23 protein-coding genes are annotated in these 22,673 nt (G+C 44.9%); 22 read left to right on the plus strand and 1 reads right to left on the minus strand.

Annotation, left to right across the window (positions count from 1 at the left end):
* The first annotated feature begins 88 nt into the window (after positions 1-88).
* From A7K50_RS04365 to A7K50_RS04430, 14 genes are all read left to right on the plus strand, one after another.
* On the plus strand, positions 89-2,260 hold the full coding sequence (locus tag A7K50_RS04365; RefSeq protein ID WP_119774776.1) for a YgiQ family radical SAM protein: 2,172 nt from the start codon (positions 89-91) through the stop codon (positions 2,258-2,260).
* Between the two features lie 60 nt (positions 2,261-2,320).
* The gene (rimO, locus tag A7K50_RS04370; RefSeq protein WP_119774777.1) at positions 2,321-3,646 is read left to right on the plus strand and encodes a 30S ribosomal protein S12 methylthiotransferase RimO; all 1,326 of its coding nucleotides are present in this window, start codon (positions 2,321-2,323) and stop codon (positions 3,644-3,646) included.
* The gene (gene pgsA / locus A7K50_RS04375; protein WP_020493179.1) at positions 3,643-4,206 is read left to right on the plus strand and encodes a CDP-diacylglycerol--glycerol-3-phosphate 3-phosphatidyltransferase; all 564 of its coding nucleotides are present in this window, start codon (positions 3,643-3,645) and stop codon (positions 4,204-4,206) included. The genes rimO and pgsA overlap by 4 nt, the downstream gene beginning before the upstream one ends.
* 221 nt (positions 4,207-4,427) lie before the next feature.
* Positions 4,428-5,672: a competence/damage-inducible protein A gene (locus A7K50_RS04380; RefSeq protein ID WP_119774778.1), complete on the plus strand. Its 1,245-nt coding sequence runs from the start codon at positions 4,428-4,430 to the stop codon at positions 5,670-5,672.
* Between the two features lie 132 nt (positions 5,673-5,804).
* Positions 5,805-6,845 (plus strand): recombinase RecA, encoded by a 1,041-nt coding sequence (recA, locus tag A7K50_RS04385; RefSeq protein WP_020491750.1) that lies wholly within the window; start codon positions 5,805-5,807, stop codon positions 6,843-6,845.
* Positions 6,835-7,365, plus strand: a complete 531-nt coding sequence (locus tag A7K50_RS04390) for a RecX family transcriptional regulator (RefSeq protein ID WP_119774779.1) — start codon at positions 6,835-6,837, stop codon at positions 7,363-7,365. Before recA ends, A7K50_RS04390 begins: the two co-directional genes overlap by 11 nt.
* A 270-nt stretch (positions 7,366-7,635) precedes the next feature.
* A complete protein-coding gene (gene rny, locus A7K50_RS04395; protein WP_119774780.1) occupies positions 7,636-9,183 on the plus strand; it encodes a ribonuclease Y in 1,548 nt (515 codons plus the stop codon).
* A gap of 307 nt (positions 9,184-9,490) precedes the next feature.
* Complete coding sequence (locus A7K50_RS04400) at positions 9,491-10,003, plus strand: hypothetical protein (RefSeq protein ID WP_119774781.1); 513 nt, start codon at positions 9,491-9,493, stop codon at positions 10,001-10,003.
* A gap of 33 nt (positions 10,004-10,036) precedes the next feature.
* On the plus strand, positions 10,037-10,825 hold the full coding sequence (locus A7K50_RS04405; protein WP_119774782.1) for a TIGR00282 family metallophosphoesterase: 789 nt from the start codon (positions 10,037-10,039) through the stop codon (positions 10,823-10,825).
* A 136-nt stretch (positions 10,826-10,961) separates the two neighbouring features.
* The gene (locus A7K50_RS04410; RefSeq protein WP_026156341.1) at positions 10,962-11,222 is read left to right on the plus strand and encodes a stage V sporulation protein S; all 261 of its coding nucleotides are present in this window, start codon (positions 10,962-10,964) and stop codon (positions 11,220-11,222) included.
* 187 nt (positions 11,223-11,409) lie between these two features.
* On the plus strand, positions 11,410-12,363 hold the full coding sequence (locus A7K50_RS04415) for a dipeptidase (protein ID WP_119774783.1): 954 nt from the start codon (positions 11,410-11,412) through the stop codon (positions 12,361-12,363).
* A 21-nt stretch (positions 12,364-12,384) separates the two neighbouring features.
* On the plus strand, positions 12,385-13,227 hold the full coding sequence (locus A7K50_RS04420) for a PHP domain-containing protein (protein ID WP_119774784.1): 843 nt from the start codon (positions 12,385-12,387) through the stop codon (positions 13,225-13,227).
* Positions 13,224-14,393: an aminotransferase class I/II-fold pyridoxal phosphate-dependent enzyme gene (locus tag A7K50_RS04425; protein WP_119774785.1), complete on the plus strand. Its 1,170-nt coding sequence runs from the start codon at positions 13,224-13,226 to the stop codon at positions 14,391-14,393. The genes A7K50_RS04420 and A7K50_RS04425 overlap by 4 nt, the downstream gene beginning before the upstream one ends.
* A gap of 63 nt (positions 14,394-14,456) precedes the next feature.
* Positions 14,457-14,711 (plus strand): hypothetical protein, encoded by a 255-nt coding sequence (locus tag A7K50_RS04430; RefSeq protein ID WP_119774786.1) that lies wholly within the window; start codon positions 14,457-14,459, stop codon positions 14,709-14,711.
* Between the two features lie 180 nt (positions 14,712-14,891).
* Here the strand turns inward: A7K50_RS04430 and A7K50_RS04435 are convergent, their stop codons facing one another.
* A complete protein-coding gene (locus tag A7K50_RS04435; protein WP_243103640.1) occupies positions 14,892-15,407 on the minus strand; it encodes an HDOD domain-containing protein in 516 nt (171 codons plus the stop codon).
* Between the two features lie 211 nt (positions 15,408-15,618).
* Here A7K50_RS04435 and phoU point away from each other — a divergent pair, with 211 nt between their 5' ends.
* The 8 genes from phoU (at position 15,619) to A7K50_RS04475 (ending at position 22,469) form a co-directional block, all read left to right on the plus strand.
* Positions 15,619-16,272 carry a phosphate signaling complex protein PhoU gene (gene phoU / locus A7K50_RS04440; protein WP_119774788.1) on the plus strand — a complete coding sequence of 218 codons (654 nt, stop codon included), beginning with the start codon at positions 15,619-15,621 and terminating at the stop codon, positions 16,270-16,272.
* Between the two features lie 169 nt (positions 16,273-16,441).
* On the plus strand, positions 16,442-17,665 hold the full coding sequence (locus A7K50_RS04445) for a hypothetical protein (RefSeq protein WP_119774789.1): 1,224 nt from the start codon (positions 16,442-16,444) through the stop codon (positions 17,663-17,665).
* A 69-nt stretch (positions 17,666-17,734) separates the two neighbouring features.
* The gene (locus A7K50_RS04450) at positions 17,735-18,193 is read left to right on the plus strand and encodes an N-acetyltransferase (protein ID WP_119774790.1); all 459 of its coding nucleotides are present in this window, start codon (positions 17,735-17,737) and stop codon (positions 18,191-18,193) included.
* Between the two features lie 8 nt (positions 18,194-18,201).
* Complete coding sequence (rnhA, locus tag A7K50_RS04455) at positions 18,202-18,651, plus strand: ribonuclease HI (RefSeq protein ID WP_119774791.1); 450 nt, start codon at positions 18,202-18,204, stop codon at positions 18,649-18,651.
* 399 nt (positions 18,652-19,050) lie between these two features.
* Positions 19,051-20,325 carry an ATP-grasp domain-containing protein gene (locus A7K50_RS04460; RefSeq protein ID WP_119774792.1) on the plus strand — a complete coding sequence of 425 codons (1,275 nt, stop codon included), beginning with the start codon at positions 19,051-19,053 and terminating at the stop codon, positions 20,323-20,325.
* 9 nt (positions 20,326-20,334) lie between these two features.
* Positions 20,335-20,625, plus strand: a complete 291-nt coding sequence (locus A7K50_RS04465) for a hypothetical protein (RefSeq protein WP_020491736.1) — start codon at positions 20,335-20,337, stop codon at positions 20,623-20,625.
* A gap of 30 nt (positions 20,626-20,655) precedes the next feature.
* On the plus strand, positions 20,656-21,552 hold the full coding sequence (locus A7K50_RS04470; RefSeq protein WP_020491735.1) for a CoA-binding protein: 897 nt from the start codon (positions 20,656-20,658) through the stop codon (positions 21,550-21,552).
* 35 nt (positions 21,553-21,587) lie between these two features.
* A complete protein-coding gene (locus A7K50_RS04475; RefSeq protein ID WP_119774793.1) occupies positions 21,588-22,469 on the plus strand; it encodes a CoA ester lyase in 882 nt (293 codons plus the stop codon).
* Positions 22,470-22,673: the final 204 nt, after the last annotated feature.

Raw genomic sequence — 22,673 nt, forward strand, 5'->3', positions numbered from 1 at the left:
AATACGGCTGCAAAGATTAGAATCCAATGGATTAAATGAAGGATAGAAGGCAGTAAGCTAATGTTGATATAGTTAGGAGCAAAATCAAGTGTCTGTAAATTATCTGCCAGTGAACAGAGAAGATATGGAAAGCCGGGGATGGGACCAGGTGGACTTCGTTTTGGTCAGCGGGGATGCCTATGTCGATCATCCCAGTTTTGGCCTGGCCATCATTTCCAGGGTCCTTGAAGACGCAGGATACAAGGTTGGAATCATTCCTCAGCCAGATTGGAATAAGACTGAAGAATTTCAGAGGCTTGGGCGTCCCAGACTCGGATTTTTGGTCTCGGCGGGCAATATGGATTCTATGGTCAACCATTATTCAGTCAATAAAAAAATACGTGAAAAAGACTCCTATTCACCCGGCTGCAAAATGGGTTTACGGCCGGACCGGGCGACGATTGTCTATTGCAATAAAATTCGGGAAGCCTATAAAAACGTTCCGATCATCATTGGCGGTGTAGAAGCCAGTTTGCGGAGATTTGCCCATTATGACTATTGGAGCGATACCGTTAGAAAATCAATTCTAATTGACAGTAGTGCGGACTTGTTGGTCTATGGCATGGCGGAAAAGCAGATTGTGGAGATTGCCGCGTATCTGAATGACGGCTTGGAAGTGAAATATATCCGCCATATCCCCGGAACCTGCTATATAGCGGATTCTCTGGAAGGGGTAAGCAGCGGTTATATCGAGATACCTTCCTTCAAAAAGACGGCAGAAGACAAAACAAAGTATGCGGAGGCTTTCAAGGTCCAATATCAGGAGCAGGACCCGGTCAGAGGAAAAACCATTGTCCAGCAGCACGGCATAAAATATCTGGTACAGAATAAACCGGAAATGCCTTTGTCTCAGGCAGAACTGGATAAAGTCTATGGCCTTTCTTATCTGAAAGACGCACATCCAATGTATGAAAGAGATGGGGGAATACCTGCGCTGGAGGAAGTTAAATTCAGTATTGTTAGCTCCCGGGGATGTTTTGGAAGCTGTGCTTTCTGCTCGCTTACCTTTCATCAGGGAAGAATCGTTCAGAGCAGGAGCGAGGAATCGATCCTGCACGAAGCTGTGGAAATCACCAATTTGGAAGACTTTAAAGGATATATTCATGACGTTGGCGGACCGACAGCAAATTTTCGTCGGCCGGCCTGTCTGAAACAATTGAAAACCGGCGCATGTAAGGAAAAACAATGCCTGCATCCCTCACCATGCAAAAGCCTGCATATCGACCATCAGGAATACCTGGGGATTTTACGGAAACTCAGAAAACTGCCCAAAGTCAAAAAAGTATTTGTGCGCTCGGGGATTCGCTATGACTATATCATGGCGGATAAAAGCGAACATTTTCTTAAAGAACTGCTCGAACACCATGTCAGTGGTCAACTAAAGGTGGCTCCGGAGCATATCTCGCCCAAGGTCCTGCACGATATGCGTAAACCGGCCGGGAAAACCTTTGAACAGTTCAGGGAAAAATTCTTTAAGATTAACGAGCGTCTTGGCAAGAAGCAGTTTATAGTTCCTTACTTTATGTCCAGCCACCCCGGGAGTACGCTGGAAGCAGCCGTAGAACTGGCGGAATACTTGCGTGACATTCATTATCAGCCGGAACAGGTCCAGGATTTTTATCCGACTCCGGGAACGCTGTCTACGGCAATGTTTTATACAGGGCTCGATCCGCTGACCATGCAGAAGGTTTATGTTCCAAAAAGCAAAACGGAGAAAGCAATGCAGAGAGCGTTGCTGCAGTTCAGAGAACCCAAGAAATATGCCCTGGTCCACGCTGCCCTTGTTGAAGCCGATAGGACGGATTTGATAGGGTTCGGCCCCAAATGTCTGATCAGGCCCAGAGGCAAAACCGCCTATTCCGATCAAAACAAGGAACAAGATTCTGGTTATAAACAAAATAAACAGAAAAATTCTGTTAAAAGCAAGCTGAATAAAGAGAAAGTAAATAAAGACCTTTTATCCAAGGGACGAATAAATAAGGAACATAAAAAAAAGATTGCAGAGGACAGCGGAAAATCCCGGGGAACCGTAAAAAACGAAAAGATGGAAAAAGAAAGACAACAAAGAAGCCTGGGGAATAAGAAAAGAAATCTCAAAGAAAATCAAAAAGAAAAGCACCAGGGAAGCCGCACAGAGGCGTCAGGCAAGGCGACAGGGAAAGTCAAAAGGATGTCTCCGGGGAAGCCGTCAGGGAAGGTAAAGGGAAAGCATTCGTTTTGACAGCAGGTCGGAACCTGATATATACTAAAGTGATAAAAAACGATTTCAGAGGGTTGAAAATTGAAAAAAAAAGTTGCAGTGATTAACCTTGGGTGCCCGAAGAACCAGGTTGACAGTGAAGTAATAACCGGCATGCTGGCGAAAGGCTTCGAGATTACAACCGAACCGTCTGAAGCCGATATGATTGTCGTGAATACCTGTGGTTTTATTGAAGATGCCAAAGCAGAATCGATTGACACCCTTTGTGAAATGATCAATTTGAAAAATAGCGGTGCTCAGAAAAAGGTCTATGCTGTGGGATGTCTGGCTCAGCGTTATGGTGAAGAGCTGTTTAAAGAGCTTCCAGAGCTTGATGGTGTGCTCGGGGACGGGGATCTGGATAAAATCCCCGAGGTCCTGGAAAGCTCCGGCGGCGAGAGAGTATACAGGAAAAAAGAGAAGCAGGACTATCTTTATAACAATGAGATGCCGAGGGTCCGTTTCAGCCCTTCTTTTTTTGCATATGTCAAAATAGCCGAAGGCTGTGATAACCGCTGCAGCTATTGTGTCATTCCGCAGATCAAAGGCAGCTACCGTAGCAGGACAATGGAGTCAATCGTACAAGAAGTAAGGAAGCTCGCCGGTGAAGGTGTGAAGGAAATTGCGCTGGTAGCCCAGGATACAACCCGTTACGGCATTGATCTTTATCACGCTTACCGGCTGCCGAATCTTCTGCGGGAACTAGTGGAAATAGACGGTATACAATGGATTCGGCTGATGTATTGTTACCCTGAGGCAGTATCAGATGAACTGATTGACCTGATTGGGACGGAACCCAAGATATGCAATTATATTGATTTGCCTCTTCAGCATGCCGATAACGCCATACTTTCGAAAATGAACCGCAGAAATACAGCCGAAGAAGCAGAAACGCTGATCGGAAAGCTCCGCGAGGCTGTACCGGGTATTTTTATCCGTTCGACGTTCATTACCGGATTCCCTGGGGAAACCGAAGAACAGTTTCAGCATTTATTGTCATTTGTCAATAAAATGAAATTAGACCGTATTGGGGTTTTTGCTTATTCCCAGGAGGAAAATACGCCTGCTGCGAACATGGCGAACCAGGTACCGCCTGAGGTTCGGGAAGCTCGCAAAAATGCTGTCATGGCAGCCCAAACGGAAATCGCGGATCAGATCCAGCAGCAAAGGGTCGGACAAATCATCCGGGTCATTCTCGAAGAACAGACTGCCCCTGATGAATGGGTCGGACGGAGCGAAGGGGATGCCCCGGAGATTGACGGTCAGATTTACCTCAAGGTTCAGAAGAAACATTTGGTTGGTGAAATCATACAGACCAGAATTACAGAAGCGGACAGCTATGATATGGGAGGGGAGGAGCTCGAGTGAATCTACCTAACACGCTGACTCTGATTCGAATTGCCATGATACCTTTGTTTATGGCCTTTTTATTGGTAAAAATGCCTGACGGCACCGCTTATTTTCCTTATCAGGACTTTGTAGCCGCGGGGATATTTATCCTGGCGTCTGCGACAGACGGTTTGGACGGTTATTTCGCACGCAAGCTGAAACAAGTGACCAATCTCGGTAAATTTCTGGATCCGCTTGCCGACAAGCTTCTGGTTTCAGCCGCGCTGATTGCCCTGGTCGAGTTAAATCTCGTTTCGGCCTGGATTGTCTGGATTATCTTGGCCCGAGAGTTTGCGGTCACAGGGTTAAGAGCGATTGCTGCTGCCGAAGGCGTAGTGATCAGTGCCAGCAAGCTTGGAAAACTGAAGACGGTCACTCAGATCATTGCCATAGCACTGTTGATTTTGAGAGATTGGCCATTATCAATCCTTAACATATATATTGCCCAGCCTATGATCTATCTTGCGCTGATGATAACCATCATTTCCGGCGTGGATTATATCATAAAATCAAAACAGCTGTTTGTGCGTTCCAAATAAAAAGAGCCATCCATGGCATCGCGACATTAGCCATCCGTGGCCGTCTAACAGCCGCGCTCCGCATCCATGCTCCGCTTGACGCTGGAACTTGTGGCACCCAGACCTAATATGGGGTAATCAGGCTTGAATGGAATTATTTGAGCCATGAATTGACTAGGTAACAAAGTTCGGGGATAAGATTCTCCCACGGTGAGATAATGACTGAGGGAGTGTGAAAAATAATGAAGGCCGAAATTATTTCCACGGGAACAGAATTACTGCTCGGAAAAACGCTGAATACGAGTGCCCATTATCTTACGGGACAGCTTTCGGATCTCGGGATAGAAGTACGCTACCATACGACGGTAGGGGACAACAAAGAACGGCTGACCGAGACACTAAAGAATGCGCTGCAGCGTTCCAGGCTTGTGCTTGTCAGCGGAGGGCTTGGACCGACGGCAGATGACCTATCCAAAGAAATTGCCGCTGAAGTCTTAGGTCTGAAAATGAGCTATGATCCGGAAAGCATGCAGTCCCTGACGCAGTTTTATATCAATGACCGGATGCCGCCAAGTACGGAAAAACAGGCTTATTTTCCAGAAGGTTCGATCCTGCTGCCGAACGATAAAGGAACTGCGCAGGGGACGCTTATCTGCAAAAATGACCAGTTTTGCGCGATCCTTCCCGGACCGCCTCCCGAAATGGAGGTTATGTTCCAAAAGTATTTGCTGCCCAAACTGGAGCAGATTATCCTTCGAGATTCAAGACGGATGCAGGTACGTATTCTAAAAATATTTGGACTCGGGGAACCGGAACTGGAACGGGAACTAACCGTTCTGATGCAGCGTAAATCTCCGTCTCTCACTTTGCTGGACAGGCATACCTACATGGATGTCAGGCTTACGGTCCGAAGCGGGGATATCAGTCAAGCTGTCCAGCTCCTGGATCAGACAGAAGCAGAGATCCGCAGCATTTTTGGGGACAGGGTATTCGGAGCCGGAACGGATACCCAGGCGGGTATTGTTGGAAAACTGCTTCTGGAAAACAATCTGACGCTGGCAACGGCCGAATCCTGCACCGGTGGTCTTCTGGGCGGAAGAATCACCGCCGAAGCCGGAAGTTCGGCGTATTATCTTGGCGGCGTTGTAAGTTATGCGAATTCAGCCAAAGAAATTTTGCTCGGGGTGAAAAGCAGCAGCCTGCTGCAGGAAGGCGCAGTCAGTGAACTTGTAGCCGGGGAAATGGCCGGAGGGGCAAGAAAGGCCCTCGGTGCAGATCTTGGGATTGCGACGACCGGAGTTGCGGGACCTGGAGGCGGAACTGCGGACAAACCCGTCGGTCTGGTCTATATCGCCCTGGCTCATCCGGAAGGTATCGAGATCACTAAAAACCAGTTTGTCGGGAGCAGGGAATCCGTCAGAAATATGATTGTAGAAACCGCCTTGAATATGCTGCGGCTGTATTTACTTAGGAAATACATGCAGTAAGTTCTTGTCAAACGAGAGATGACCAATCCTATGTAAAAATTTTACTTTTAAACGGATTGACAATAGACAGTCAGAAAAAGTATAATAGAAACCGAACATATGTTTTGTATAATCATGAGGAGGCACGAAAAGATGGCTACTCCAGATAAACTGAAAGCATTGGATATTGCACTGAGCCAAATTGAAAAGCAGTTTGGCAAGGGAGCGATTATGAAACTCGGCGAAGCTTCGGACAGAATGGCTGTTGAGACGATTTCAACAGGTTCATTGGCCCTGGATTTGGCTTTGGGCGTTGGCGGAGTTCCCAGGGGCCGGGTAATAGAGGTTTATGGACCGGAGTCTTCGGGGAAAACCACCGTAACGCTGCATATTATTGCTGAGGCACAAAAAACAGGTGGCGTTGCAGCTTTTATTGATGCGGAGCATGCCCTTGACCCGGTATATGCCCGTGCGCTGGGTGTGAATGTCGACGATCTGCTGGTTTCCCAGCCAGACACCGGTGAGCAAGCACTGGAAATCTGTGAAGCCCTTGTCCGTAGCGGCGCGGTTGATGTCGTCGTAATTGACTCGGTGGCGGCACTTGTGCCACGGGCTGAAATCGAAGGGGAGATGGGCGATTCCCACATGGGGCTGCATGCCCGTCTGATGTCCCAGGCATTGCGCAAGCTTACCGGGGCAATCAGTAAAAGCCGTACCTGTGTCATCTTTATTAATCAGATCAGGGAGAAAGTTGGCGTAATGTTCGGCAACCCTGAGACGACGACCGGAGGACGGGCACTGAAATTTTATGCTTCAGTCCGGCTGGAAGTCAAAAAGCAGGATGTCATCAAGCAGGGGCAGGAAATCATCGGCAATCGTACCCGCGTAAAGGTCGTCAAAAACAAGGTTGCACCGCCGTTTAACTTTGCTGATTTTGACCTGGTTTATGGCGAAGGGATATCCAGGGAAGGCAGTATTGTCGATATGGGATCGGAAACAGGTATTCTTATGAAATCGGGCGCCTGGTATTCCTACAATGGCGAAAGGCTTGGACAGGGAAGAGAGAATGTAAAGGACTTTTTGCGTCAGCATCCTGATATTGCTGCAGAGATCGAGAGAAAAGTGCGTGATCTGGTTCTGGTCTCGAAAGACAGGTCCAACGGTGCTAAGGATGACAGCATGAATGATGAATAGAAATCAGGCCTCGCCGAAGAAAAGTGTGCTAGGTGCTGCGCTGGATTTCTTAAGCCGCAGGCAGCTGTCTGCCAGGCAGCTTGCTGGCAAATTGGAGGCTAAAGGTTATTCAGCAGAGGAAAATGCTGAGGCTCTTCGAAAACTAGAAGAATGGAAGTATATTGATGATCGGCAATATGCCTTGTCATATGTTAAAAGTAAGGAAACAAGGTTTTCTCGGATCAGAATATGTATTGAACTGCAAAAAGCCGGTCTGGACAATCGGATGATCTCTCTCGTCATGGATGAATACTATCCCGAGCAGCAGGAGGTTCAAAATTGCCTGCTGCTTGGCCGTAAAATGTTTGAGCAGGAGTATAGGAAATACCAGAAAAAATCCCTAAACGATCAAAACAGAAATATCCATCCAAAAGAGTTATATTTAAGGAAAAAGGTCGGGGACAAGCTCTTAGCGAAAGGTTATCAATTGGATATCGTCAAAAAAGTACTTGAAGAGATTATTATTTTTGATAATCTTTAAGTATTTAGTATACTTTATTATCTCACCAACTTGACATTATTTGCACATTTCATTAAACTATTATCAAATGGATCTGTTTCTAGTAAATTTTTAACCTTTCAAGGTTTTCTCTTATATTAAACTGAACATTTCAGCTGCACCGGGTATCGGTGTAGCTATATTTAAGGGAAACATAATTGAATGAGGGTTATAGATTTTACGGAACTGGTCTGACCAGTTTTTTTGTTATTTTACGAAATATTTAATACTATTATTTAAGGAGGTGAAGCTTTGGAAATATCAGGCTTAATTGCAGTTGTTATTGTACTCGCCGGATTGGCGATTGGCAGTCTGATCGGCTGGTTTATCCGCAAATCATCTGCGGAAAAAATGATTGGATCTGCTGAAATAGAAGCAAAAAGGCTTTTAAAAAATGCTGAGGCAGAGGCTGAAGCTAAAAAAAGAGAAAAAGTTGTTGCAGCTAAAGAAGAGGTTATGCAGCTTCGCAATGATATTGAAAAAGAGACCAGAGAAAGACGTAACGAAATCCAGCGTCTGGAAAGACGCAATCTCCAAAAGGAAGAGACCCTTGAAAGAAAAATTGAAGTTTTAGAGCGTAAGGAAGAAAATTTACATCGCAAAGAATCAGAAGTTGAAAAACAAAAACTTGATTTAAATGATCTCCTGATTAAACAGGTAGCTGAGCTGGAAAGGCTTTCCGGTCTGACTCCTGAAGAAGCCAAACAATTGTTGTTAAAAAGTGTCGAGGAAGAAGTACGTTACGAATCGGCAATCATGATTAAGGAATATGAGACCCGGACAAAAGAAGAAGCCGAAAAACGCGCTAAAGATATTATTTCTTTGGCTATTCATCGTTGTGCTGCAGACCATGTTGCTGAAAGCACAGTTTCAGTGGTTGCTCTACCGAACGATGAAATGAAAGGCCGTATCATTGGCCGAGAGGGCCGAAACATCAGAGCTCTTGAGACTTTAACGGGTATTGATTTGATTATTGACGATACGCCTGAGGCTGTTATTTTATCAGGATTTGATCCGATTAGAAGAGAAGTCGCCAGAGTCGCTCTGGAAAAACTGATTTTGGACGGACGTATTCATCCGGCTAGAATTGAAGAAATGGTTGAAAAGGCGCAGAAGGAAGTTGACCAAAAAATCAGGGAAGAAGGAGAACAAGCTACCTTCGAAACTGGGGTTCACGGCATACATTCCGAACTGATTAAATTGCTTGGCCGACTGCGTTTCAGAACCAGTTATGGACAAAATGTTTTAAAACACGCTATCGAGGTATCTCATCTGGCCGGGCTAATGGCTTCCGAACTGGGCGTTGATGTCCAGACCGCAAAACGCGCCGGACTTCTGCATGACATTGGTAAAGCCGTTGACCATGATACCGAAGGCACGCATGTTGAGATTGGTGTTGATCTCTGCAAAAAGTACAAAGAATCATGGGATATTATTCACGCGATTGAGGCCCATCACGGTGACACTGAACCTAAGACGATTGTTGCAGTGCTTGTTGCCGCTGCAGATGCGGTATCGGCTGCCAGACCTGGCGCCAGACGCGAGACTTTGGAGTCCTACATTAAAAGGCTGCAGAAGCTTGAGGAAATTGCCGAAACCTTTGAAGGCGTTGAAAAATCCTACGCAATTCAGGCCGGCAGAGAGATTCGCATTATTGTGAATCCGGACAAGATTGATGATGCACTTGCACCAAGGTTTGCACATGATATTGCAAAGAGAATTGAAGAAGAACTGGAATACCCCGGACAGATCAAAGTTGTCGTAATGCGGGAGACCCGCGCAGTAGATTATGCGAAGTAATCTGCGATGAAACGACGTTAACACAAAGATACCTTACGGATTAAGCGTACAATGATTAGATATTGAACCATGCGTATATAGAGCAAAGCAGGTGTTAGGCCTGCTTTGTTTGTGTATCATAGAATATAAGTATTTTCTAGTATTTTCTGAGCCATCTAAGTGCACAGGTTTACGTTATATTGGTATGTCGGGACAAAATAGGTTATAATTGCTAGGGCACTCTAGGAAGGACTTTACGTCTCCTTGAAGAATTATTATATGTTTTGGAGAAGAATACTTAATTCACATTAGGGAAAGGATTATCAAGATGACCGCTTCAGAAGTCGTAACTGTTGAATCAAATTATCTTAATTATAGTACAGGATTACTTGTTTCTATTTTGCTGCGCTATCCGGAAGTTGTTACGATTAGCTGCAGTCACGAGTATCAGACCATGAGACTGAAATTCCTGGTCGTCAAGGAGTGCGGTTTCGAAGCGCTTCAGATTAAACTTCGGCAGGCCCTGGAATTGTTTCATCAGATTGAAGGCCGGAAAATTCAGCTGTTTAATGTCGAAAAATTTGAGCAGGAACTGGATCTAATTATCATCAGCAGAGATTTAAGCAGCATTACCCACACCGAAATCAATCTCATTGTAGAAATCATGAAAAGCGAGCTTGGCGCTAAACTGATTGCTGATGAATGCAGCCTGCCTGAAGAAGAGGTCATACTACAGGAAGAAATTATTAATCATATGATGGCAGCTGTACGTTCTAACGGAACAGAAAAAAACATTACAGCTGTACGAGAAGACGGCAGAGTACTTGTTTTCAATGGTTGAACCAAGGGTCTAGTGCAAATAAAGGAGTACCTTATGCAGATTCTTTTTATTGGTGATATCGTCGGTAGACCGGGAAGAGAAGCGGTGGCTGCTTTTCTCCCAGAACTCCAGAAAGAGCATAAACTTGATCTGGTGATTGCCAATGCTGAAAATGCCTCGGGCGGGCGGGGGCTCACCAAAGAAGTCGCCTATGAGCTATATGATTACGGAATCCACTTTTTGACGATGGGCAACCATGTTTGGGACCAAAAGGAAATTATAAAGTTTATCGATGATGAAACCAAGCTGATCCGGCCTGCCAATTATCCGAAAGGGGTTCCGGGAAAAGGCTATGGTTTTGTTATTCGTAACGGAATAAAGACGGGAATTATCAATCTATCAGGCAGAGTCTTTCTGCCACCGTTAGAGAATCCTTTTACGATGGTGAATCAAATCATCAATATGATGGCTGTGGAGACCCCGGTGATCATTGTCGATTTTCATGCCGAGGCAACTTCGGAAAAAGTTGCGCTTGGCTGGTTTCTTAACGGCAAAGTAAGCGCAGTTCTTGGAACGCATACCCATATCCAGACTGCGGATGCCAGGATACTGGACCAGGGTACGGCCTATATTACAGACGTTGGAATGACTGGCCCGCGGGATTCAGTCCTCGGAGTCAAAAAAGAAATTATTATCAACAATTTTCTGACGCAGATGCCGGTAAGATTTGAAGTGGCCAACGGAGTGAACCAGCTGAACGCTGTGGTGCTTCAAATAGATGAAAAAAACGGCAAAACGCAGCGTATTATTCCTATACAGAAACAGACATCCTGCGCTAAATGAGGTGCAGGTTTTTTTTGGGCGAAAAATACGAAAATCAGACATTTCTAAAAAGAGGATTTTTTTACTATTACGCGAATAGTATATAGCATTAAAGTGGAAATACATGTAAAAAGGATTGATTGGGAGGTATTAGATAATGGATGTGTTAAAAGTCTCAGCAAAATCAAGTCCTAATTCAGTAGCAGGAGCGTTAGCAGGAGTACTCAGGGAAAAAGGCGGAGCTGAACTGCAGGCAATTGGCGCAGGCGCATTAAACCAGGCAGTGAAAGCAGTTGCTATCGCCAGGGGTTTTGTTGCTCCGAGTGGTCTTGACCTGGTTTGTATTCCAGCTTTCACTGATATCCAAATTGAAGGCGAAGAGAGGACCGCGATTAAACTGATTGTCGAACCCAGATAACCCAATGATTCTAAACCTGCCTGCTTAGGGGCAGGTTTTTTTAGTATATCAGAAAGTTTCGTACTTTCTAATATTCTAAGTGCAACTAAGGCAGTCATCAAAGGCTTGGCATCAGTCAGATTTTCTTAATGCGTAGCCTTCTGCCCGATTATCCTTTAGAATATAAATAAAGGAGCTAAATTTGACCATGAAGAACATATGGATTGCTGATGGGCATTGCGACAGCATTGGAGATTTTGCTGCCGGAAAAAGAAATTTAAAAGAAACAGCGAAATTTGGACACTGGGATTTGAGCAGGGCAAAACAGGCCAATCTGGGCCTGCAGTTTCTGGCTGCTTATATTGAAAGTGAACACAAACCGTTTCAGGCGGCCTGGAGAGGGCTGGAATTGATCGAAGCTGCACTTAAGTTTATTGATCATAATTCCAGTGATGTATTTTTAGTAAAAACTCAAGAAGACGCAGCCCAATTAGGCCGGACCAATAAGCTAGGCCTGCTGATCAATATTGAGGGCGGAGAAATTCTTGGGGAAAACGTTTTTATGCTTGATTTGATTTTCAGGCTTGGAGTCAGAAGCATTGGCCTTACCTGGAATGAAAGGAATGCGATCGGCAACGGCGTTGGGGAAAGCGAAGGAAGTGGCGGTTTATCTAGTTTTGGCTTTCAGGTCATCGAAAGAATGAATCAGCTTGGGATGGTAATCGACGTCTCCCACCTAAATGAGGCAGGTTTTTGGGATGTTCTGAGACATTCTGAACGTCCGATCCTTGCTTCCCATTCCTGTGCCAAAGCATTATGCGGCCATCGCCGGAACTTGACTGACCACCAGCTGCGTGCGCTAGGAGACAAGAAAGGTTTGGTCGGAGTCAATTTCTGTGAAGATTTCCTGAGTGAGACCGGAAAAGCAACTATGAATGATGTTGTCCTGCACATTTGCCACATCGCAGAAGTAGCGGGAGTCGATACCGTTGGCTTCGGATCAGATTTTGACGGAATCGAGACGACACCAAAAGGTCTGGAAAATGTCGGGAAATTTCTGGATCTAGTGGAAAAATTGTCTCAGTGCGGTTTTAATCAGAACGAAATAGCCAAAATATGTTATGGGAATTATGTCAGGTTTTTGAGCGATGTCTTAATGTGAAAATTCTTAGAGGTAAACATCATGAAATACCAAACAAGATTTGAGGCCGACCTGCATTGTCATACGACTGCTTCAGACGGGATCCTTACACCGGAAGAAGTCGTTAAGTCTGCCGCAGAAGTCGGATTGAAAGCTTTGGCCATCACGGATCATGATACCATTAATGGCTGGAGGGAGGCAGGGCGGGCTGCAGCCAAGACTGGACTCTGTCTGGTTAAAGGCATCGAGATTAACACCGACTGGGTCGGCAAGGAAGTCCATATCCTCGGGTATGGGTTACAGGAGGGCAATGAGGTCCTTCATATCAGGCTACAAGAACTGCGGGAAAAAAGAGTGCAAAGAATAAGAAAGATCCTTCAGAAGCTGGAACAACTTGGAATCACCCTGACATTTGATGAAGTAAGTCAGTTTGTGAACGGAGATTCTGTCGGACGACCCCATGTGGCTCAGGCCATGATTAGGCACGGGTATGCCGCTAATCTGAAAGACGCTTTTGAGAGATTTTTAAAGATAGGAAGGCCGGCTTACATTCCCAGGTATAAGCTTGATCCTGTCAAAGCTATTACAATTATCAGAGAAGCCGGAGGCGTAGCCGTGCTCGCGCATCCGGGCAGCCAATGTACAGAACCCGAGATTGCCGCCTGGGTCGACTCAGGGCTGCAGGGAATTGAAGTCTATCATCCCGACCACGGTGCGGAGGAACGAAATTACTTTAGAGCACTGGCAGAAAGGAAGAGCCTTCTGATTACAGGCGGATCTGATTTTCATGGTCATGCGATTAAGCCTGGCATAAAATTAGGCTCTTGGGGAGTCGGTATGGAGACCATTCAACAAATTGAGCAGCTGAGGAGGAAGAAGACATGAAGCTCGCAGCAAGAATGGGAAGTCTGCAAACATCGATTTTTTCACAATTGGCTTCGTTGAAAGAAGAGCTTAAACGTGAAGGGAAAACGCTCATTGATCTCAGTGTAGGGAGCCCTGATTTGCCTCCGTCCCTGGAGATCAGAAAAATAATCAGTGAGCAGAGCCTCGATGAAAAAGCGTATGGTTATACACTGACCAGAGGAATTCCGGAGTTTCGGGAAGCTTGCTCATTATGGTATAAAAGAAGATTTAACGTTGTTATTGATCCTGCGACGGAAGTGCTTCCGGTCATGGGTTCCCAGGATGGTCTAACGCATATTTTCTGGGCATTTATTGATAAGGGTGACGCTGCTTTTATCCCTGATCCGGGTTATCCGATTTATTCAGACGGATTGGCGCTGGTCGAAGGTGAAAAGGTTACACTGCCGTTATTGGAAACGAACGACTTTCTGCCGGACCTTAATCGAATTGCCCCCCAGACCGCTGACCGGGCCAAATTGATGATCCTCAACTATCCAAATAATCCAACTGCTGCAGTTGCATCGATGGCTTTCTTTAATGAAGTTGTTAGGTTTGCCTCCGAACATGAAATTGTGGTTTGCCATGATGCTGCGTATACGGAACTGGCTTTTGACGGCTATAGTCCGTCAAGCTTTCTGCAGGCCAAAGGAGCAAAGGAGGTAGGGGTAGAGTTTCATTCCCTTTCCAAGTCGTATAATATGGCCGGAGTGAGACTTGGCTTTGTGGTCGGCAATAAAGAAGTCATAAGAGCGCTGGAGACCATCAAATCCAATATTGACTATGGAAGTTTTCAGCCTGTATTGAAGGCCGGAGCTACTGTCTTAAGCGGTGGTGATCAGACCATCCTTGCCAATCAGCAGACGTATAAAAACAGAAGGGATATCTGGGTCGACGGATGTGCCAGAGTCGGCTGGAAGATGAACAGGTCCAAAGGATCCATGTTTGTATGGGCCCCGGTGCCTACGAAGCAAGATTCATTATCCTTTGCGCTTGAACTGGCCAGCGAGGCTGGTGTTCTTATCGTGCCGGGCATTGCCTTTGGCCGGTATGGCGAGGGATATGTCAGGGTTGGCCTGGTTCAGGATGAGACAAGGCTTCAGGAAGCGGTTCAGCGGGTTGGAACTTTTTTAGCCGGGAAGGATTAAAAACAATCTGAAGCGTATAGAATAACTATATAAGAATATAATTCTGTTCCGGGAGATGAAAGTTTGAGCACGAATGAGGAAACCGTCCTGTTAACTCATAGAATTATGGAATTGGAAAAACAGCTTGATAATCTGCGTTTAAGCAGGAGAGTCCTTATGGACCTGCTTGAGCAGATTGAAAAGGAAAATAAGATCCTTACGCAAAAGCTTGATCAAAAAAGCAGATATCTTCAGAAATACAAAAAGATAAACCAGCATAAACCGGTTTATTCGCAGGATTTTGAATTATATGAACTTAAGGATTATTTGAAAGAATAGCAGTTTAAAGCCTTTGCTTGGGCTATTTTCGCAATGGATGGCCGCTTTCGTCAAAAGACGCGCTTGCATCGTACTACGCTTGACGTTGGCCATCCATTGCGGAGACATAGTCTGTAGTTTGTGAAAGTTTGTTTTAATAGTTCAAGTTACTTTGGAATTACTGTACGGGTAACTTTGAAACTAGTGCCGGTTGTCGGCTTGATGGAGGATTTCTTCCAAAGAATTTTGTGGGGTATGGTGATTTTGGATTAAGCACTGGATTTCAGGAGAGAGTCCGGCCCGGGCGGCCAGCCGTTTCCCCCAGTCAGGATGTTGAGTGTAAATCACCACCGTCTTGCCAAAAACTGATTTGCTTTGGCGGATGATGTTTTTGGTCCGTTCAGGTAAATAATTAAAGATAACAATAAATATCCTCTGCCACAGAAGCAGATGAATCACGGATTTTCCGCAGTCATGGAGAAGCGCACCACTTAAAAGGCTATGGTAAACTTCTTTTCCATAACCATTTTCAATAAAACTGCTTCGTTCCTGAATATCCCGGGCGACATCGAGTGCATGCCTCTGTTCTGTAAGGGTCTGCTTCAGAAATAGCTGTCTTTCCCGCTCCGACAGTACGGTATTTAGCCAGGAGTATTCATTCTCATTTACAACCGGGTGCAACGCATTGAGTAATTGTTTGATCCGATAGAACATCATTCAGTTCCTTTGTATTTTTTGCTTTAATCCCATCCCTATTCTATTATACCCTTACTATTTACAATTTCCAGTGCTTTAATAAGCATGATGATGGATCATCCTAGATAGCTTGCTTTGGAATTAAATTCTTTGTTATCATTTGTACATTAGGGTATGTTATTTTATATTACATTACACATTTTGCAGATGAAGTCACATTCGGGGGGATACGATGCGCCATAAATTTGAAGATCAGCTTCAGGAGCTTAAGAAAAAAATAGTAGAAATGAGCGTGTTAGTTGAGAAGGCGCTGGAACAGGCCATGGAAAGCTTGAAGAACAGGGATATGGCTCTGGCGGAAAAGGTAGTCAGCGATGACGGCCTGATCAATGATTCTGAGCAGGACATCGAACTGCTCTGTACCCACCTTGTTGCAACCCAGCAGCCGTTTGCCTCGGATCTCCGCAATATTGTTGCGAGCTATAAAATCATTTCCTCTCTGGAAAGAATGGGCGATCTATCCGTCGATATTGCCAAAGTATCCTTGCGGATTGGACCCGATCCACTGATCAAGCCGTTGATCGACATGCCGAAAATGGCTGAGATCGCAATCCAAATGATGCGTACGGCCGTCCAGGCTTTTATCTATGAAGATATTGAACTTGCACGGTCATTGGCTGAGACCGACCACAAAGTGGATCATTACTATAAATTGATTTTTAACGAACTTAACGAGATGATGGCACAAGATTCGGCAATATCTGGCCAGGCTGTCTACCTGCTTCTAGCAACCCGCTATATCGAAAGAATCGGGGATTACTGTACGAATATCGGGGAAGAAGTTATTTATATGCAATTAGGCGTTAGGGAAAATTTAAACAAATAGACAGAAATATATATAAAAAATTTATATTCTATCTTGACCATCAGCTAAAGAACCCGGGTTTACCCGGGTTAATTTTTCTATAATTTTATAATTGAAAAAGATACCTTGTCATTTCCTGCCTTTATCAAGCGTAATAATAAAAAAACAGCTTGTAAAGGGAGGATTTGACTTGAATATAAAATGGAAGGAATTATGGGATGCTAATCCGGACATTTTTAGTGTATCCGGATGGGAAGAATGTCCAGAAGAGGTCAGGAAAGGTTGGCATCTGCCTTCCCAGTTTGATTATTTCAGTGCCGGGGATATCAGTTTCAGAGTCGGGATCATCGCTGCGCAGGGAGTTTACCGGGAGGAAGACTTCCTTCTAGGAGGGATTTTGTGGGGAGGGCATCTAGGAAATGGCAGCAGGACTTTGATTTATTATGTGGCAAAAGAATTTTCTCCTGTATTTTTAGGTGCGGTTTCTCAAATAGGAGGCATGCTGTTTGCCAGGACGGTTTTTTGGCGGGAAAAATTAACCCCAAATTTATATGTCCTGTCAGAAAAAGATTACGATAAAGGCTTTTTTCGGCTGGATACAGGAGAGTTGCACCCCGGTTGGGAACACTGGCAAAGAGAATTAAATCCGGTGGCTTGGAATCACCTGATGGTGATCAACCGCTATTTTGAAAGCTTGGCTAAGAGAAGAGTCCGGGCAGTATCCGAAAAGAATAAAATCACCTATTGCTGGGGAAATATTCAAATTGCCGAGTTTAAAAAGAAAGGGAACAAGTTTGAACTGTCTACTAAAGTAAAATGGACCAGGAATAAAAATATTGCTTCCAAATTTCTAAAGTTGGGATGGGTCGATTTTTCCGGGAATCTTAATGATGAATTTTGCAGAGCCATTAACGGGATACTGGAACTGCTGGAAAATATGGAGATCAATGGCAGCCTTGATTCCAGGGAATTATTAGATCTTAAGATAATCTATGACAGGGAATTTATCCCCCAATATTTTGGAAAGTACCTGGAGGTTCCTTGGTATCCAAGAGACTTCAGTGATTTGATTGAAAGCCGGCAACTGTATTTTTTCCAACGGGATCAATCTATTAGGATTATTAAACCTATTCTGGAGAAACCATCGCTAAAAATTGTACAAACGCTGCTAGTATTTTCAGCTTTTGAAAACTATGCGAAGCATCATCAAGGTTTTCCGGGATATTCGCAACTGGAGTGGAACCGCAAAATATTCCTTTTTTGCGAAGCCGATTACATGGAAGAATTGCGTCTGTGCCAATCCTGGCTGAAGCAGCCCGACAAATATCCATTGATGATCATGCCCAAAGAATGGCGGACGGAAGGTTTTAAAGGAGTAAAAGATAACTTCATTGCATTCGGGATCGATGCATAGTAAGATTGTGGTAAAGAGAATGATCATTCTAACATTTGTCGGGAAACACGGACGGATAAAGGAGAAAAGATGGTAACCTATAGACACGCAAAGCTAAGCGATGTGGAAGACATTATTAACCTGATCAATTACTATGCTGAACAGGGACTCATGCTGCCCAGAACTCGAAGTGCACTGTATGAGGGAATCAGGGAGGTCATTGTAGCGGTGGAGGATGACCGGATTGTCGGAACCGGCGCTTTACATATTACCTGGGATGATCTCGCTGAGATCAGGGCACTGGCGGTTGATGAAAGCTATAGAGGGAAGGGCTTAGGCCGCAAGATTGTTGAGCTCCTTTTGGAAGAGGCCAAGGAGCTCCATTGCCCCAAGGTATTTACCCTGACGTATCAAGTAGATTTCTTCAAACATATGGGATTCGAAATCACCGAAAAGGATTCAATGCCCCATAAGGTCTGGAAAGAATGCATCAATTGTGTTAAGTTTCCTAATTGTGATGAAAATGCCCTGATTCTTTACTTAAAATAGGGGGTTCAATGACTGTAAAAAGTATAAAAATTTATACGGACGGAGCCTGTTCAGGTAATCCCGGACCGGGAGGCTGGGCGGCAGTCCTAAAATATGGCGAATATGAAAGAGAGATTAGTGGCTTTGAAGCAAATACAACCAATCAACGTATGGAACTGACTGCGGCACTCCAAGGACTGGCAGCCCTGAAAGAACCTTGCAGTGTCCAAGTCCACAGTGACAGCGCCTATTTAATTAATGCGTTCGAACAAAAATGGCTTTCCCGCTGGCAAAAGAATGGCTGGCAGAGTTCTCAAAAGAAACCGGTTGAGAATCGTGATCTCTGGGTATTACTTCTAGAACTCACGGCAAAGCATGAAGTTGTCTGGGTCAAGGTCAAAGGCCATTCTGGACATCCTGAGAACGAACGATGTGACGAACTTGCCCGCAAAGCAATTGCCCAGGCATTAGCTGATTAAGTTTTTAAGATTGGTTTTTCCCTAATAAATCATGCTATTCGCTGTATTTAGTCTTGTTTTTGCAAATAATTTCGTTATAATAATCATAAGGTGAGTTAATAACGAACGGTACATAGATCACTATAATAAATAAACAAAAAAATTAAAGGAAAAGGAATAACCATGTATTCCTTTAATTTTTTGAGTTTTCGTTCAGTATATACAAGCCCTAGTACCCTATTAATTCTAAAATCTTATATATCCTGGCGGCATATTTTTTGCAATACTGCGCTGTCATCAATCACCATACTTCAGTACGCCTCAATCTTTCCTTGGCTTAAAAAAATCTGCTCGCCATTTTATTACAATTTTAGGTTAACAAGGTATCAGATCAAAACGACGATATGGAAGGGATTACGGATGGCAAAATTTCTAGAGTATCAAGGTAAGGAATGGCTTGCCAAAGCGGGAATACCCGTACCGAAGGGCAGGCCGGCATCTTCTCCGGAAGAAGCACAACAAGCGGCAGAATGGATTGGTAAGTCCGTTGCTGTCAAAGGTCAGGTTCAGGCAGGAGGAAGAGGAAAGGCTGGGATTGTGAAATTGGTTAAAACCCCGTCCGAAGCTTCGGCAGCAGCAGCTGAAATACTGTCCAAGATAGTAAAAGGGCTCCCCGTCAGACAGGTTTTGATTGAGGAAAAACTGGCGATCAAAAAAGAATATTATTGTTCATTTGTCATTAACAATGCGAGAGACGCCCGCTGCCCGATGCTGATGTTCAGCTCAGAAGGCGGCATGGATATTGAGAGTGTTCCTGAAGAACTGATTTTTAAGATGAATATCGACCCCATTTTTGGTCTGCAGATTTATGATGCGATTGACTTCTGTGCCTCTGCCGGCATTCCTAATAAAGACTTGAGCAAGTTTGCTTCTTTTCTGACCAAACTGGCTCAAGTGTACAAAAAGTATGACTGCCAGACCCTGGAGATCAATCCTTTTGTCATGACGGAGGATGGAAACCTGATCTGTGCGGACTGTAAAATGGAGATTGACAATAGCTCGGTGGGCCGTCATCCGGAATTTGACATTAAAATTGCCCGCGATTTGCCTGGTGAAGTCACCGAACTCGATATGATCGGCTGGAGCATTGAAGAAACAGATGCCCGCGGTACGGGCTTCCTGATGAATATGGGATACGATGAAGTAAGTCCCGGCTATATCGGTTATCACCCAATTGGCGGTGGTTCGGCGATGATGGGACTCGATGCACTGAATCAGGTAGGGCTTAAGCCTGCCAACTATGCCGACACAAGCGGCAATCCTGTCGGATCCAAAATATATCGTGTTGCCAAGTGTGTATTATCGCAGCCCAATATTGATGGTTATCTTCTTGGCGGTTTTATGATGGCGAATCAGGAGCAATGGCACCATGCCAATGCGATTGTCAAAGTACTATGGGAAGAGCTTCCCAAGAAGCCCGGCCTGCCTTGCGTTCTATTACTCTGCGGCAATCGCGAGGATGAATCCATGGAGATTCTGTGCAAGGGCCTGGCAGAGCTGATGACTCCGGACGGGATTGGCAAAAGAATTGAAATATACGGAAAAGAGCATGTCACAGATACTAAATTTATTGGTCAAAGACTTCTGGCTCTGGCCAAAGAATACAGAGCAGAAAAAGATGCTCAAAGAAAGTAGGGAAATGCCATGCTGGAAATCAAAGAAAAAAGTATTACCATAAGCATCGATACCAGCAAGTGTGACACATGTGAAACCAAAGCGTGCGCAGCAGCTTGTAAAAAATATGCCAGAGGACTGCTCCAAATTGCCGACGGAAAACCATCCGTCGAGCATCTGGGTGCGGAGGAAGTTCTCCGGCTTGGAACAGAATGTCTGGCTTGTGAGATCGCTTGCAAGTTCGAAGGGAATAAGGCTTTGACCATCGATGTTCCGATTACGGGCCTTGATGCCTATCAGGCCAAACGTGGTTTACAATAGTTTATTTCAAAACTAAAATGAGGGATAAGAATGGGCATTTTAATCAGTAACCAGTCTAAAGTCATTATCCAGGGAATTACCGGCCGTGAAGGGTCTGTAAGAACCAAATACATGAAACAATATGGTACCAAAGTCATCGGCGGAACCAGCCCCGGAAAAAAAGGGGACGAGGTTCATGATATCCCCGTCTATAATACGGTTAAGGAAATTGCCAGAGAACAAGGTGAAATTGACTTTAGCGTCATCTTTGTGCCGGGCAGCGTTCTAAAAACCGCTGTTTTTGAAGCTGCCGACGCGGGCGTCAAAAATATCATTCCGTGCGTTGAAGGAACACCTATCCATGATATTATGGAAATGGTCGCTTATTGCAAGCTGAGAGGAACCCGCTTAATCGGCCCAGGATCCATTGGCATTCTGACACCGGGAGAAGCAGTTGTCGGCTGGCTTGGCGGCAATGTCGAGTGGGCTAACAAGTTCTTCAAGAAAGGTAATATTGGTGTCTTTTCGCGCAGTGGCGGACAATCAGGGACCATCCCCTGGGTACTAAGAGAAGGTGGTTTCGGCGTAAGTACAGTCGTTCATACCGGAACCGAGCCTGTACTTGGAACATCTATGGCTGATTTGCTGCCCTTATTCGAAGCAGATCCTGAAACAAAAGGTGTAGCCGTCTATGCCGAGATCGGCAGCTCTCAGGAAGAGGAATGTGCCGATGTGATTGCGGAAGGCAAATTCACAAAACCTTTTGTGATCTACGTGGCTGGAGCATGGGCTCCCGAAGGCCAGCGTTTTTCCCATGCTTCTAATATTGTTGAACGCGGACGTGGGTCCGCGAAGAGCAAAATTGAAGCTGTTCTTAAAGCAGGCGGTTTTGTCGCTGAAACTCCAATAGATATCCCAATTATTTTGAAGGAGAAAATAAAGGAATAATTATTAATTCCAGTAAAAATAGGAGGCATCTTAAAATGGCTGTTATGAGATCGATTCTCTACGTACCGGGAAATAACCCGAAGATGGTTGAGAAAGCGCCAAGCTTTCCTGCTGATATCATCACACTGGATCTGGAGGATTCCGTACCACCGGCGGAGAAGGAAAATGCACGCAAAATTATTGCCGAGAATTTGAAATATGCCGGGTCCAATGGTTCCCAGGTTTATGTCAGAATTAACAACTGGGAAACAGAATTAACCAACGATGACCTTGAGGCTGTCGTTTGGGAAGGCCTTCATGGCGTAACGCTTGCTAAGACCGGACATCCTGATGATGTTAAACGTCTGGATTGGAAACTCGAAGAGTTGGAGCGCCGCAGGGGTCTGGAAGTGGGTTCCATCAAAATTTCTATGCTGCTTGAAACAGCAAAAGGAATTATGAATGCGTATGAGTGCTGCATGGCCAGCAAACGTAACGTGAATGCTATTTTTGGTGCAGTAGATTATTGCCGCGACATGCGGATCAAACTGACCTCCGAAGCGAATGAGCAGCTGTGGGGACGCGCCAAAGTTGGTGTTGCCTGCCGTGCAGCCGGTATTGTAGCAATTGACGCACCATTCGTTGCTTACCAGGATATCCCCGCTTTTGAAAAGAACGTTGCCGACGGCAAGCAGATGGGCTATGAAGGTCGTATGATTATTCATCCGGGTCAGGTTGGACCGTCCAACCGTCTGTATGCTCCGGATCCGGCCGATGTCGAATGGGCTAACGGCGTTGTCAAAGTATTCGAAGAAGAGGGTATTGCCAAAGGAAAAGCAGCCGTATCCTACAACGGAAAAATGGTGGATACTCCCGTATACCTGAATGCCAAAGATATTCTGGCTGCTCAAGCTGAGATTGAAGCGAAAGAAGCTTGAGCTAAGGTTGCTCTAAAGTTTTATATGACTCGAGTGACACAATGTCTGGCTACCCTGTAGGGGCGGCCAGACATTGTGATATCCGCTATTTAATCCATTCAAATCAATATAACGTATTGATCCCAACATCAGAGGATAATTTCACCGATTCTGATACTTACTTTCAAAAACAAAATGGTTGATTTTTTGTTTTCATTCATGAGA

The sequence above is a fragment of the Dehalobacter sp. MCB1 genome (assembly GCF_003590275.1).
GTDB lineage: Bacteria > Bacillota > Desulfitobacteriia > Desulfitobacteriales > Syntrophobotulaceae > Dehalobacter.

Coding starts and splice junctions, on each gene's coding strand:
- A7K50_RS04380 (WP_119774778.1), top strand. CDS start 4,428: ATGAAGGCCGAAATTATTTCCACGGGAACAGAATTACTGCTCGGAAAA.
- recA (WP_020491750.1), top strand. CDS start 5,805: ATGGCTACTCCAGATAAACTGAAAGCATTGGATATTGCACTGAGCCAA.
- A7K50_RS04390 (WP_119774779.1), top strand. CDS start 6,835: ATGATGAATAGAAATCAGGCCTCGCCGAAGAAAAGTGTGCTAGGTGCT.
- A7K50_RS04400 (WP_119774781.1), top strand. CDS start 9,491: ATGACCGCTTCAGAAGTCGTAACTGTTGAATCAAATTATCTTAATTAT.
- A7K50_RS04405 (WP_119774782.1), top strand. CDS start 10,037: ATGCAGATTCTTTTTATTGGTGATATCGTCGGTAGACCGGGAAGAGAA.
- A7K50_RS04410 (WP_026156341.1), top strand. CDS start 10,962: ATGGATGTGTTAAAAGTCTCAGCAAAATCAAGTCCTAATTCAGTAGCA.
- A7K50_RS04415 (WP_119774783.1), top strand. CDS start 11,410: ATGAAGAACATATGGATTGCTGATGGGCATTGCGACAGCATTGGAGAT.
- A7K50_RS04420 (WP_119774784.1), top strand. CDS start 12,385: ATGAAATACCAAACAAGATTTGAGGCCGACCTGCATTGTCATACGACT.
- A7K50_RS04425 (WP_119774785.1), top strand. CDS start 13,224: ATGAAGCTCGCAGCAAGAATGGGAAGTCTGCAAACATCGATTTTTTCA.
- A7K50_RS04435 (WP_243103640.1), bottom strand. CDS start 15,407: ATGATGTTCTATCGGATCAAACAATTACTCAATGCGTTGCACCCGGTT.
- phoU (WP_119774788.1), top strand. CDS start 15,619: ATGCGCCATAAATTTGAAGATCAGCTTCAGGAGCTTAAGAAAAAAATA.
- A7K50_RS04450 (WP_119774790.1), top strand. CDS start 17,735: ATGGTAACCTATAGACACGCAAAGCTAAGCGATGTGGAAGACATTATT.
- rnhA (WP_119774791.1), top strand. CDS start 18,202: ATGACTGTAAAAAGTATAAAAATTTATACGGACGGAGCCTGTTCAGGT.
- A7K50_RS04460 (WP_119774792.1), top strand. CDS start 19,051: ATGGCAAAATTTCTAGAGTATCAAGGTAAGGAATGGCTTGCCAAAGCG.
- A7K50_RS04465 (WP_020491736.1), top strand. CDS start 20,335: ATGCTGGAAATCAAAGAAAAAAGTATTACCATAAGCATCGATACCAGC.
- A7K50_RS04470 (WP_020491735.1), top strand. CDS start 20,656: ATGGGCATTTTAATCAGTAACCAGTCTAAAGTCATTATCCAGGGAATT.
- A7K50_RS04475 (WP_119774793.1), top strand. CDS start 21,588: ATGGCTGTTATGAGATCGATTCTCTACGTACCGGGAAATAACCCGAAG.